The sequence below is a fragment of the Ruicaihuangia caeni genome, from assembly GCF_040536845.1.
Taxonomy (GTDB): Bacteria; Actinomycetota; Actinomycetes; order Actinomycetales; family Microbacteriaceae; genus Ruicaihuangia; species Ruicaihuangia caeni.
Window position 1 is genome coordinate 420,163 of record NZ_CP159582.1, and the last position, 13,265, is coordinate 433,427.

General features: G+C 68.5%; 8 protein-coding genes. 2 read left to right on the forward strand and 6 right to left on the reverse strand.

Annotated elements, in window-relative coordinates; genetic code table 11:
* Positions 1-26: 26 nt before the first annotated feature.
* The 6 genes from ABV606_RS01990 to ABV606_RS02015 all read right to left on the reverse strand — a co-directional run bounded on the left by ABV606_RS01990 (position 27) and on the right by ABV606_RS02015 (position 11,599).
* Positions 27-5,624, reverse strand: coding sequence for an Ig-like domain-containing protein (locus ABV606_RS01990; RefSeq protein WP_353988141.1), 5,598 nt, complete (start codon positions 5,622-5,624; stop codon positions 27-29).
* Between the two features lie 103 nt (positions 5,625-5,727).
* Positions 5,728-6,486 carry a hypothetical protein gene (locus ABV606_RS01995; RefSeq protein WP_353988142.1) on the reverse strand — a complete coding sequence of 253 codons (759 nt, stop codon included), beginning with the start codon at positions 6,484-6,486 and terminating at the stop codon, positions 5,728-5,730.
* Entirely contained in the window at positions 6,483-8,306 is a 1,824-nt protein-coding gene (locus tag ABV606_RS02000; RefSeq protein ID WP_353988143.1) for a serine/threonine-protein kinase, read from the reverse strand. Before ABV606_RS02000 ends, ABV606_RS01995 begins: the two co-directional genes overlap by 4 nt.
* 16 nt (positions 8,307-8,322) lie before the next feature.
* A complete protein-coding gene (locus ABV606_RS02005) occupies positions 8,323-9,567 on the reverse strand; it encodes an FHA domain-containing protein (protein ID WP_353988144.1) in 1,245 nt (414 codons plus the stop codon).
* A complete protein-coding gene (locus tag ABV606_RS02010) occupies positions 9,564-10,454 on the reverse strand; it encodes a PP2C family protein-serine/threonine phosphatase (protein WP_353988145.1) in 891 nt (296 codons plus the stop codon). The genes ABV606_RS02005 and ABV606_RS02010 overlap by 4 nt, the downstream gene beginning before the upstream one ends.
* Before the next feature lie 110 nt (positions 10,455-10,564).
* Complete coding sequence (locus ABV606_RS02015; protein WP_353988146.1) at positions 10,565-11,599, reverse strand: TerC family protein; 1,035 nt, start codon at positions 11,597-11,599, stop codon at positions 10,565-10,567.
* 203 nt (positions 11,600-11,802) lie between these two features.
* Between ABV606_RS02015 and ABV606_RS02020 the strand changes: the two genes are divergently transcribed.
* A complete protein-coding gene (locus ABV606_RS02020; RefSeq protein ID WP_353988147.1) occupies positions 11,803-12,543 on the forward strand; it encodes a sensor histidine kinase in 741 nt (246 codons plus the stop codon).
* Complete coding sequence (locus ABV606_RS02025; RefSeq protein WP_353988148.1) at positions 12,540-13,196, forward strand: response regulator transcription factor; 657 nt, start codon at positions 12,540-12,542, stop codon at positions 13,194-13,196. Before ABV606_RS02020 ends, ABV606_RS02025 begins: the two co-directional genes overlap by 4 nt.
* The last annotated feature ends 69 nt before the right edge of the window (positions 13,197-13,265 follow it).

The following is a 13,265-nucleotide window of genomic DNA, read 5'->3' on the forward strand; positions in this document are numbered from 1 at the left end:
GGCTGGAAGGATCTCGGGGCGGAGGCTCATCGGCATCCGCTCGTCGAGTCGGAGGAGCGGTTCCGCGCTCCGAGGTTGTTCCACTGCTCACCCGAGATCGGGGTACTCCAGGTCACGGTGCCGGTCGCGACCGAGACGAAGCGCACCCTGATGGTGCTGTCGCGACGCACGCCCAGGCTGTTATGGATGGCGAGTGCGCCGTTCGCGCCCATGCTGTAGCGGCACTCGGAAAGGCCGGATGCGCCGTCGAGGAAGGTCGTCACCCAGTAGTCGCCTGGCGTCCAGTTCGAATAGTCGACGCCCACGTACCGGCACCCGCTGCACGAACTGGGCGAGATCGCGCCCTTGAAGATCGTGGCGCTGGCGCTCGGCGGCGGAAGAGTGTCGAGCGGCGTCGCGGTGTTGGAGCGAGCAGACCACGGGCCGGCGACGCCGTTCGTGACGGCGCGAACGATGAAGTTGTAGCCGGTGTCGAAGTTGCCGGTGAAGGTGTGGCGTGTGCCGTTCACGTTCACGGTGCTCTCCGAGCCGTTCGAGGTGTTGCGGATTCGAACCTCGTAGCGGTCCACCGCGTCTCCGTTGGAGTTCGCCGCGTTCCAGGTCAGCGTCACGGTGCGGTCGCCTCGGCTTCCGGTGCTCGCGCTCGCTCCGCCGGGTGTGCCCGGGGTGGGAGTCGCGGCCGTCGACTGCCCCGACCAGCCGCTCGCGCCCCCGGGGCCGATCGCCTGGACTCGGAATGTGTAGGCGCGGCCGACGGTCTGCGCCGATGCGGCGCTCAGCGTGGTGCCGTTGGTCTGACCCGAGGCGACCTGGCTGCCGCCTTGGAACAGTTGCCACTGATAGTTCTGAACATCGCGCCCGTTGCCGCTCGAAGCGCTCCAGCTCATGGTCACCCGGCCATCGCCCGAGGTGCTCGCGGTCATGCCGGTGGGTTGCGGGACCGTCGGCTTGCCGAACGGGCGCACCGCGGCGCTCTGTGAGGATGGCGCGCCCGACCCGAGCATGTTCCGCGCGGTCACCGTGAATCTGTAGTCCACGCCGTTGGTGAGACCCTGGATCGTGTACTCGGGCCCCGCCTCGCCGACCACCATCTGCCCGCCACCGCCACCGGTCCAGCGGATCGTGTAGTCGATGATCGGCTCGCCGTTCGTCGCGGGCGCGCTGAACGTCACGAATGCCTTCTGATCACCCGGGGCGACCGTCGGCGCACTCGGCTGGTCGGGAACGTCGCGCACCGTCAGCTGAAGGCGCCCCTGCACCTGTCGGTCGGGGTCGCGGGTGCCGTCCTCGATCACGTAGATCACGCTCACCACGCCGATGAACGCTGAGCCGGGGCGAACCGTGACGTCCGAGCTCGTGCGGCTGACGCTGGCCTGAGACTCGGCGTCGTTCTCGATCCAGGCATCGATGATGCGAAGCGGCTCGCCCTGCGCGGCGAACGGGTTGAAGTCGTTGGCGAGCACATCGACGGTCTGAACGACGCCGCGCTGCCCCTTCGCCTCATCGGCGGTGGCTCGCGCCAACGGCCGCGTCGATGCGACGACGCGCACCTCCACCGTGCCGGGAACGCTGAACTCGCCGTACGTGACGTTGAACCGGAGCGTCGTCGACGCGCCCTTCTGCGTGCCGAGCGGCGAACTGAGGCGCACCGTCGAGCCGTTCTGCTGGGCCGAGATCTGATCCGTGCCGCCCACGAGGTCGCGGTACTCGAGCTGCGCGAGAATGCCGGGGTTGGGGTGCGAGCTGGAGGCGCGAAGGTCGATCTCGAGCGGGTCCTCCCCCGCCTCGATCGTGACGTGCTGCGGCGTGAAGGTCGGCGGCACGTCTTCGAAATCGGGATCACCCACCGTGATCGGCAGCGTGATCCAGGCCTTGTTGCCATTGAGGTCGTTCGCGTCGGCGCCGTCGGTCACCTCGAACACGATGGAGGCGCCACCACGGTAGTCGGTGGCTGGTTCGAAGCGCAGGGTCGTGCGGTCGACGTGATTCGAGGTGCCGTTGCCGTTCGTGCTGCGCACCGTGGCAACGTCGGTGATGACGGCTGGACGCCCGGAGGGCACGACGAGGATGTCGTCGAGCCGCCAGGTGCCCTCGCCGTTCATGCGCACGATCTGCTCGGGCAGGTCGGGGCGCAGGTACGGCGGCGGCGACCAGTTCGCACTCACTGCAGGAGGGACGATGATGAAGGCGGATGCCGAGAGCCCATCGATCTCGTTGGTCAGCGTGTACGCAATCGCGATGCGCGTGTCACCGGGCCGCACCCGCACCTGACCGTTGTCGAGCACCTCGGCGTTCCCGCGGTTCGGCCCGACTGCTTCGACGTTCAGGTCTTCGATGCGCCCGCCGGCGTTCTCGGCGGTCGCCAGCACGTCGACGTCGACATAGTCGGCATCGACGACCTCGTCGACCTCGATGACGTGATCGCTCGCGCTCGGGTAGAGCGGGGCGGCATCCTCGGTCACCTCGATCTGAAGGAACGCGGTGTCGACGCCCCCGTGGCCGTTGCTGATCTCATAGCGCACGGTGTACGCGGCCTCGACCTCGGAAACCTCGACGATCACCCGCACGCCGTCGGTCTCAGCGGTGATGCCCTCGTCGACCTCGGGCACGCCACTGACCTTCAGCGCGTGTCCCGCTGGGTCCGAGTCGTTGAGCAGCACGGGCACTGAAGCCGTTCTGCCGGGTTTCATCTGGATGCTGTCGTCGACCGCGTTCGGCGGATCCGCTTGCGCGGGCGGCGGGATGACGCCCACATCGATGGTGCCGATGGCCCGCGCACCCCAGATGTCCTGGACCTCGTAGCTGAAGGTGTCGGTGCCCGCCGAGGTGGCGAACGCCTCGTAGACGAACGAGGTACTCGTGGTCTCCACGATACGACCGAGCGATGGGGCGTCGCGCATGCCCACGACCATGACGGAGTCGCCGTCGGGGTCGATGCCGTGAAGCGGCACCTCGATCCGCACGGTGTTGCCGGCGAAGACTCGCCCGGTCTGAGGAGCCGGCTGCGGCGGCTGGTTCGACTCGAGATCTCGTGGGGTGACGACGAAGTGCACGCGCGCGGTGGCCGTCTCGCCGAACTGGTCGGCGATGCGATACACCACGCTGTACTCGCCCGGCTCTTCCGGCGCCTGGTAGCGAACCGCGTCGTCGCTGACGAATGCAAGGCCTCCGCCGTCGTTCTCCGTCTCGATCAGTTCTCGCTCGAGGCTGATAGCCGCGTTGTCGGGGTGAAAATCGTTGTCGAGCACTGCGGCCGTGACGATGTCGCCAGCGCGCACGCTGTAGCGATCGTCGGCGGCGACCGGCGGCTGCCGGTTCACCAGCGGCGGCACCGGCACCACGGTCACTCCGGCCACCGCGGTGTGGATGCCGTCTGAGACGGTGTAGGTGAACTGGGTCTGCGCGGTGAGCGCGGCTGACGCGGTGACCCGGATGACAGTGTTCCGCAGCAGTTCGACCGAGAGCGCGGCATCCGTGCTGCCGGTGTCGACCGATTGCACCGCGAGCACCCGCCCGCTCGGCGACACATCATTCGCCAGCACGCTCACCGTTGTCGGCTCGCCAGGGCGCAGGAACGCGGTGTCTTTCACCGGCACGGGCGCCGCGTCATCCGCGGGGGCGTCGATCGCCTCAACCCGGATCAGCCCCACCGTGGTCTTCGCGCCCGCTCCGAGCGAGTACTTGAAGTAGTGCGCTCCCGGTGTGGAAGCGCGCACCGCGATCGTGCCGCGCTCGAGGTTCAGTTCGGTCTCGAGCGCGTCGGGAAGCTCGTCGATGCCGAGGAGCCGCAGCGGCTGACCCGACGGCGTGAGGTCGTTGGCCACCGGCTCGACGACGACCGTCTCGCCGACGAACGCGGTCGCGAAGTCGGGCGTCGCGATGGGGTTGAGCGACCCGGGCTCCACCACCTCGACCTCGAGGGTGCCTACGGAGGTGAGCGCGCCATCCGACACGACGAACTGCACTGTCTTCATGCCGAGCTCGGTGCTGCGGCTCTCGAACGTGACGAAGCCGTCGGCGGTGTGGCGCACGATGTCGGCGCTCGTGGGCGATGCCGAGGCCAGATAGATGTCGTCGCCGTCTGGATCGACCCAGTCGGCGAGCACGTTGTGGCTGATCGACTGGCCGGGCTCGACCTTCAGCGCCGTCACGCGCTTGGCGACGGGCGCCGCGTTGAGCTCGCCGGGGACGATGCGCATCGAGACTTGAGCCTGCGCCGTGCCTCCGCGGCCGTCGTCGACCGTGTACCGGAACGAGGCGCCTCCCACGGCATCCGGAGCTGGTGTGAACTGCAGAGCCCGCGCGCCGTCGATCGCATCGATCACCCCGAAGCTCCCGGGCACCTCGCCGATGCCGGTGATGGTGAGCACGTCACCGTCGGGGTCGGTGTCATTGTCGAGCACCGGCAGGATCGTCGTGCGGCCGGGACGGATGCCGTAGTCGTCATCGACCGCGATGGGCGGTCGGTTCTGCTCGGTGCGCTCCGCGAGCGTGTCTTCGAACGATTGCGTCGTCGACTTGTCGCCGCCCTCATCGCTCTCCGTCTGCTCGGGCGGAGTGACCTCTTCCCAGTTGTCGACGAGGCGCATGTTCGCGTCGATGAGCCAGACATTGCCGGTGCTGAGGTCGTTGAGGGCGACCACGTCACGGTTCACGCGGAACCGGAACTCGGAGCCCTGCGCCGGCGTGTCGATCTCCTGGCTGACCGCGTCGGCATCGTCGCACCAGCGCTGATAGCGCTGCGAGTCGGCCCATGCGCCGTGAGCGCACCCGTTCAGCCACACGGGTGCCGCGACTCCCTCTGCGCGGGCGGATGCCGCGCCTTCCAGCACTGCGTGCTGCACCTCGCCGCCGTCAAGCGGCACCCGCAACAGTCCATCCGCCGCAGCGACGAGCACCGATGCGGCCTCGTCTCCCGGCAGCTGGAGATGGATGCCGGGCACCGGCAACTCGGTCGAACGTCCGTCTCCGGTCAGCACCGTGTCGCCGTCGAGGTCGAGCACCACCGCCCGATCCCCAACGGCGGTGAGCTGGTGGTTCAGAGGCACGTCGAGCGAGCGTTCCGTCGGCTCGCTGTCGGCGCCGTCGAAGCGATAGAGGAGCCCCTCACCCGGCGAGGTCGCGTAGACCGCTCCATCGCGGGTGACGGTGACCTCGGCGTTGCTGCCCAGTTCGGCAGTCGGCTCCATCGTGATGGGGTCGAAGCTCAGCTCGTTCGCGACATCCGTGACCCAGAGCGAACCGGCGCGGGGCTCGAGGATCGCCATGGTCGTTCCGCCCAAGCGCACTTCGGCTCCGGCCGGCAATTGGGCCTGCTGCGCGAGGTCGGTGAAGGCGGGGTCGATGCGTTCGACGGTGCCCAGGTCGTCGTCGACGAGGAACACGTGCTCACCGTGCTGCACGATGTCGAGGGCCGCGGACATGGCGTGGACCGAGGCGTCGAGTTCCTCGATCTGCCGGTTGAGCCTGCCGGCGAGCAGGTCTTCACCGTTGGTCACCCACACCGTGCGCTGGTCGAGGTCGACGTCGGTCACCGGGAAGCCGTCGTGAAGCACTGCAGCGCCGACGAGCAGCGAGGATCCGAGGGCCAGAACGGTGGCCGAAGCGATGGACTTTCGCCGCATCCGCTTCAGATCGTCCGCCGACACGCTGCGTGAACCCCACCCCCGGCCCGCCCGTGAGGGAGGGCATCGCTACTCCGACCGATCGAAACTAACACAGTCTCGTCTACCCCAGAGCGGGGGATGCCGGTGGCGCCGTCTCAGAGGCGTCGAGCAGTTCGAGATCGTCCGGGCCGACAAGTCGGCTGGCCACCGCGTACTCGACGAGTCGAGCCCGGCGGTTGGTGGCGAGCCTGCCCCGCCCGCCCCGCAGCCCGTGCACGCCGATCTTGTCGAGCTTCTCGCAGACGTTGTCGAGCTTGCGGTTGAACGTCGTCATCGACCAGCCGAGCCGAGCGGCGGCGTCGGCGGAGCTCGGGATCTCGCCGCGGCCGGGCACCCCCTGACGCAGCACGTGCTCGGCCAGGGCGACGACCAGCATCCGCTGCGACGTTGTGAGCGTGACCGGCATCATGGTCGTGCTGCCGGCGCTGTTCAGCGTGATCGCTGAGGTGTTGAAGTGGTCGCCGTCACTGTGCAGCGTGAAGTCGTACGTCGTGGATCCGGCGCTGAACATGACGTGCATGGTCTCGAACACGATCGGCAGGCGCGCACCGGGCGCGAGCCACGCCTGCACCTGACCGGTGCCGTCGGTGACGGTGGCTGAGAGAAGGCTGCCCACATTCGCGATCCACCACATGCCGAACTCGTACCCGATGGCGAGGAACCGGCGATGCAGGTACGGGTTCTCGTCGATCACGAGGTCGCCCTCGCGGCCGATCGTGAACTCCGCTCCGGGATCGAGTTGATGACGCTCGCCGCAGAACTCGAGCGCGAGCGCCGACGCCGCGGGGTTCGCGGGAGACGGCTCCTGGATCGGGCTCATGACGGGAAGCACATCTCAAGAGGATCGGCCGAGAGCTTGCCGGCGCGAAGCACCGACACCTGTACGCACACGCGACCGCCGTCGAGCGGAACGACGAGTTGCGGGTCGTCGACGCGAGTCTGCTTCGCCGGCTGTGACGCGTACGCCCAGCTGAAGCGATCTCCCTCCTGAGCGGACGGATGCTGCCACACGAAGGTCACGCTGCTGCCGTCCGCGCTCGGAGTGGCTGAGACGAAGTCGGGGGTCGGGGGCGAGGTGACCACGATGGCGTCATCCGGTTCGACTGCGCGCGTCGGGGCGGGCGACGACTCGCGAACATCGCCGCCGGCGAGCACGACCGCGGTCGCAACTCCCCCGCCGAGCAGCACGACGGCGGCGGCAGCGAGGGCGACGATCAGCGGGCGACGTGGTGACTTCGACGCTGACGCGTGGCCCGCTTCGGCCTGTGTCCCGACGCGGTCGTCGCCGGGCTCGGCGGTTGGGTCGGCTCGGTGTTCGGGGCCGGGGTGTTTGGAGCTGGAGGTGTCGCCGGGGGTGGCTGGGGGGCGCAGCACAGTGTGGTCGGCTTCGCCTGAGGTCGCCCAGTCACCGGGCGCTGCCGGCGGGATCGAGGGCGCAGAGCTGCTGCCTGGAGGCGAGGCGCCGCGCACGACGGTGCGATCATCAAGCACGCTCGATTGCGGCGCGGCGCGCTCCGCGGGAACGGCTGGCGCCTGCGGCGAGGGCCCGGGCTGCGGCCGCGGCTGCGGCTGCGGCTGCTGCGGTTGCACAGTGACGATCTGCTTGACGCGGGTCTCGTCAGCATCCGGCCCGCCGTCACCCGCCGGGTGCTCAGGGCGAGAACCCTTTGGGATGGCGGATGCGGGAACGTCGAACGCTGTGGCCGAGTAGCCGAGCTCGAGCTCGACGCGCTGCAACGCCCGCGCGAACTCGGCGGCGGTGCGGTAGCGGTCCGCGCGCTGTTGCGCCATTCCCTTCTGCAGCACCGCGAGCAGCGATCGCGGTACGTCGTCGCGACCGATCGGAGTGATGGCGCCCCGCTCGATGCGGCCGATGAGATCGAGCGTCCCGTTCGGCCCGCCGGGGACCTCGAACGGCGTGCGACCGGCCAGCAGGGTATGGATCGTCGCGGCCAGTGAGAAGACATCCGATCGCACATCGGGCTGCGGGTCGTCGTCGAAGAGCTCGGGCGGCGACCAGGGAACGCTCAGGCCGATGGCCTGCGAACCGGTGCCGCTTCGGCCGCTTCCATCGGTGCTGTCTCCAGCGGTGCTGTCTCCGCCGGCGCTGTCTCCGCTGTGAGCCGCTGCGGTGTGCAGTGGCAGTTGACCGTCGAGCGTCGACGAGATGCCGAAGTCGGTGAGCGCCGGCCAGCCGTAGTCGTTGGTGAGCACGTTCGCCGGCTTGATGTCGCGGTGGAGGATGCCGGCCGCATGCGCAGTCGCAATGGCGCTGGACAGCCGCACCCCGGTGCGCAACGCGTCGTCGACCGCGAAGCGCTCTCGCTTGTACCGCTCGCCGAGGCTCGGCCCTGAGCAGTACTCCATGACGAAGTAGGGCCGATCGCCGTCCGCGATGTCGGCGTGATGGATCGTGACGATGAACGGATGCGTCGAGAGCTGAGCCATGAGGTTCGCCTCGGCTGCGAACGCCGCGCGATCAGCGGGCGAGACCCCGTCGGTGAGCAGCACTTTCACGGCCACCTGGCGCCTCGGCAATTGCTGCTCGTAGAGGAAGACGTCGGAGAAGCCTCCGGCGCCGAGCGGACGCACGAAGCTGAACCCCGGGAGCACGGGCGGGGTCGAAGGTGGTCGCCTCATCGTTCGTCGCCCGGCATCAGCGCTCGCACACCGTGATCGTGGTTCCACCGCCGAAGTCGATCACAGCCCCGGTGACCACGGGCGTCGGCTCCCCCTTGCGGATGAGCTGCGGAGCCTTCCCCGGCAGTGTCACCGCCGTGCCGTTGCGCGAGTGCAGGTCGGTGACCAGCACCGTGTCGCCTTCGACATCGAATCGTGCATGGTTCCGCGATACGTCAGGTTCGCCCGAGAGCGCGAGCAGCGTCGGCAGACTGCCGCCCGGAACCTGACTGACGCTCGGCGCTCGGCCGACGAGCACAGGGCGGTCGAGGTCATGCTCCGCGCCGGTCGAAAGCTTCAGGAAGTACTGGTGGCTTGGTGTCGGCGCCGCGGATGCGCGCGGTGTGCTCGCCTCGGCGCGGTTCCCCCGCATCGCTGCGAGGTCGGCGGTGGTGATGGTGAGTCCGTCGTGGTCGCCCGCCTGTGGCTCCGCCGTCGCAGCGAGAGCGCCGGCTTCGAGCGCGTCGGGGTGCCCTCCGCCCGGCGCGGCCTCGGCATCGTCAGCGCGCACGGCCGCCTCTTCGATGGTGCGCACGATGGTCGCGTCGAAGAGATGGTCGTACGCTGTCTGCGCCCCGAACCCGCGACGTTCATCCAGCATGGCGGTGTCGGAGAGGTCGGCGATCGTCTGCTCGAGCGGCGCCACCGCAGCCTGAGCGGCGGGCACGGCCAGTCGAACTGTTGGTCCCACCTCCGTGGCGGCGCGTGCAGACCCGGCGTTGTGCGCAGCCGCGGCACCGCTGGTCTTGGTCGCCGAAGCAGCACTACCGCGCTCGCTGACGGTCAAGCGCGACACCCATACCGCTCCCGCACCGAGTGGAAGAGCCATCGCATCGGCGTCGTCGGGTACGTCGATTCGCAGCGATGTCACACCGGCGGTGCGCTGCTCGAGCCAAGTCGTGACGCCGGATGCCTCCCATTCGCTGTCTCCCGACGCCCCAGCGAGCTCCACGATCGCCTCGCCGCGCAGGAGGCCGTGCACCTCGAGCGTCCCGTCGGAGTCCGGCGTCCACTCGAGGAGGGCGAACGAGGGCAGCGAGGCGATGCCGTCGCGCAGCAGTCGGTCGAGAGCGGTCGGCAGCCCACCCGCGAGAGCGGTGGCGAGGTCGCCGGCGAGCTGGGCGTCCGCACCCGTGTGCACCACGGCGGCTCGCCCATCGGTGACAACAGCGAGCCAGCGGCCCGGGGCCGCTGCGTGATAGCGGACGATATGAGCGCTCACGGCCGCGGCCTCCTCGGCAGCGTGTCTTCAAGCTCCCGGGCGACGCCGCTGCGATCGATCGTCGTCTCGTCGTCACAGTCACCATCACCATCGCCGCTTCGGCCATGGACGATGGCGTCGACCACGAGCGCGGTGACGTTGTCGCGGCCTCCGGCGGCCACGGCCCGCTGGACGAGCAGTTCGGCGATCGGCGTCTGAGGCCGTCGGTCAACGTTCTCGCTCGAGGCGGCGGCCCCCGCCAGAACTTCGGCGATATCAGTGTCGGCGAGTTCCTTGGTGAGACCGTCGGAGCACACGAGGAACGTCTGCCGCCCCTTCGCGGGGATCAGCCACACGTCGGAGTCGACCTGCTCGGCTGCACCGATCGCCCGCGTGATCACGTTGCGCTGCGGGTGCGTCAACGCCTCCGTCTCGCCGATCCGCCCGGCATCCAGCAGTTCTTGCACGAGAGAGTGGTCGACGCTCAGCTGAGCGAGCTCCGAGCCATTCCAGCCGTAGACCCGCGAGTCGCCGATGTTGAACACCATCCAGTAGTGCTGAGCGCCGTCGCGTGTGCCGACCAACGCGATTCCGGAGAGGGTCGTGCCCGACATCGCGCTCGGGTCGACCCGGCGCACGCTCGCGTTGGCCGTCTCGATCGCGTCGAGCACCTGCTCCGGGGTCGTGGGACGGCCGGCTTCGATGCGGTCAGCGAACACTTCGCAGACGGTGCGGCTCGCGAGATCACCGCGGGCGTGGCCGCCCATGCCGTCCGCGACCAGGAACACCGGCAGCTGCGATAGGAAGCCGTCTTCGTTGACGCGCCGAACCTGCCCGACATCGGTGCGTGCCGAGGCCACGACGTCGACGCGCCCGTGCGGCAACGCAACCGAGCTCTGCTGACTCACGCAGACATCCCCTCACGCCGATCGGCGACTGCGATCGCAGCCCCGTGCCACCCCCCTGACGAGGGCGGAACACCCGTTCTACGGTACCAATCGCGGGGGCAGGCGCTCGCTCACCGTGCCGAGTCGTCGTCGCGCGGCAGCTCCTCGGCATTCTCGTGCGGTCCGACGTGGAGCTCCTCGCCCCTCATCCTCGCCTTGACCAGGCTCGCCACGACCGCCACAAGCATGGCCGCGACGATCACTGCGAGCGACAGGCCCGTGCTGATCTCCGGCGCCCACTCGACAGGCTCGCCGCCGTTGATGAAGAACAGTTCGTTCACGTGCAGGGCGTGGAAGAAGAGCTTCACACCGATGAACGCGAGGATGAACGCGATTCCGTACTTGAGGTACTCGAGTCGGTCGATCAGGTCGCCGAGCAGGAAGTAGAGCTGCCGCAGACCCATCAGCGCGAAGATGTTCGCGGTGAAGACGATGAACGGGTCGTGCGTGATGCCGAAGATCGCCGGGATCGAATCGATCGCGAAGATCAGATCGGTGGTGCCGAGGGCGATGAACACCATGAGCATCGGAGTGAACATGCGTCGACCGTCGATCGTGACGCGCACCTTGGCGCCGTGGTACTCGTCGGAGATGCGGATGCGGCGACGCAACCAGGCGATGAGCTTGTTCTCGGTGGCCTCTTCATCCTCGTGACTCGAGAACGCCTGCGTCCAAGCCGTGTAGACGAGGAACGCGCCGAAGATGTAGAAGATCCAGCTGAAGTTCTCGATGAGCTGTGCGCCGAGCAGGATGAAGATGCCCCGGAAGATCAGCGCGAGGATGATGCCCACCATGAGCGCTTCCTGCTGGTACTTCCTGGGCACCGCGAAGCGCCCCATGATCAGCACGAAGACGAACAGGTTGTCGACGCTGAGGCTGTACTCCGTCAGCCAGCCGGCGACGAACTCGAGTGATTTGTCACGCCCCCCGACGAGAAACAGCACGCCCGCGAAGCACAGTGCGAGGACCACGTAGAAACTCACCCAGAGCGTCGATTCCTTCACCGACGGGATGTGCGGCCGCTTGAAGATGATGAGCAGATCGGCGATCAGGATCAGCGTGAGCACCACGAACGCGGCGATCTCGAACCACACGGGGAGGGCCATTGAGCTCCTAGAGAAGGGTAGAGACGGACCCGAAAGTCTCTCCCGCGGCTGCCGGCTGCGCCGGCGGCCGCCGCCGCGTCCGGGGCAGCATCCGAACTGCCCGTATTGACGATCACGGCGAGGTGGGATACTCCCCTTCGCTCGTGCGAGTGTACCCGAGTACCATGGCGCTCGCGGGGCCTCCACCAGCGAGGGCGGCTGCGATGACCGAGCAGAACGAAGACGTTTCCGTCCCGGATTCGCGGGACTCCGGGTTCGGCCGGGTGCCGGACCGGCTGAGTCATGGGCAGACCGATGAGCGCGAGCGCTCCATCCGCCTCGAGGAGCGCTCGAGGATCGCCGTCGAATTGCACGATCGCGTGATCCAGCCCCTCCTCGGAGCCGGTCTGCGCACGCAGGCGATGGCCGACCACGCAGACGATCGCGGCGTGCGCGATCAACTCGCGGAACTCACGGCGTTGCTCGAGAGCGCCATCCGCGAGATCCGCCAGGCGATTTTCGCCCTGCCGAACGACGCGGCCGGGTGGGAGCGAGGGCGTCCCCTCCGTACTCGGGTCTCGGGGCTGATCGACGAGATGACCGAGCTGCTGCCATCGGCCCCGAGCATCACGTTCTCGGGCCCGCTCGACGTCTCGCTCTCTGATGACCTGGCAGACGACTTCCTGGCGGTGCTCCGCGAAGCGCTGACGAACATCGCTCGGCACGCACACGCATCCGAGGTGCTCATCTCGGTCACCGTCGACGCCGAGCGCGCAGCGCTCCTGGTGCTCGACGACGGAATAGGCATCGGCAAACCCGAGCGACGGGGCGGGCTCGCGAGCATGGAGCATTGCGCGGCGCGCTGGCACGGCGCGCTCTCCTTCGGACCCCGGCCCGGCGGAGGGACCATGCTCGAATGGAGCGCCCGGATTCCGGGAGCTGTGGCGACGGGAGCGCACCCGTGACCCCCGGCGGGCAGGTCGGGCGGATCACGACCGTGTTCGTCGTGGACGACCACGAGATCGTGCGCAGGGGCCTCTGCGACCTGCTGGACGGGGAATCGGAGCTGACCGTCGTCGGCGAAGCAGCCACAGCACGCCAAGCGGTGTCAAGAATCGCGGCCACGCTTCCCGACGTGGCGGTCATCGACGTGCGGCTGCCCGACGGCAGCGGAATCGAGGTGTGCCACGAGGTTCGCAGCAGTCATCCCACGGTGCACTGCATCGTTCTCACCGCGTTCGACGATCCCGACGCGAACCGGGCGGCCGCGATCGCCGGCGCATCGGCATACCTGGTGAAGGACATCCGCGGCCGGAGTCTCATCGAGACCATCCGGCGCGTCGCCAGCGGTCGATCGCTCATCGACCCCGCGCCTGCGCGCGACCCATCGCCACAGCCATCGGTCGAAGACCCTGAAGCGCTGCTCTCGGCTCTGACGCTCCGCGAGTTGCAGGTGCTGGAACTGATCACGCTCGGGCTCACCAATCGACAGATCGGCGAGCGCCTGGAACTCGCGGAGAAGACCGTCAAGAACTACGTCTCGGCGCTGTTCACGAAGCTCGGAATGGAGCGACGAACCCAGGCGGCGGTGTATGGGGCCAAGCTCCGACGTCGGTAGGCGGTCGCGTCTCTCGCCGCCGGGTCTGACGACCGCGCAAGTCGAGGAGCGATTCGCTCAGGGTCTGCG

Bases quoted from the DNA above. Each gene is read 5' to 3' on its own strand.
- ABV606_RS01990 (WP_353988141.1), bottom strand. From the start codon at position 5,624: ATGCGGCGAAAGTCCATCGCTTCGGCCACCGTTCTGGCCCTCGGATCC.
- ABV606_RS01995 (WP_353988142.1), bottom strand. From the start codon at position 6,486: ATGAGCCCGATCCAGGAGCCGTCTCCCGCGAACCCCGCGGCGTCGGCG.
- ABV606_RS02000 (WP_353988143.1), bottom strand. From the start codon at position 8,306: ATGAGGCGACCACCTTCGACCCCGCCCGTGCTCCCGGGGTTCAGCTTC.
- ABV606_RS02015 (WP_353988146.1), bottom strand. From the start codon at position 11,599: ATGGCCCTCCCCGTGTGGTTCGAGATCGCCGCGTTCGTGGTGCTCACG.
- ABV606_RS02020 (WP_353988147.1), top strand. From the start codon at position 11,803: ATGACCGAGCAGAACGAAGACGTTTCCGTCCCGGATTCGCGGGACTCC.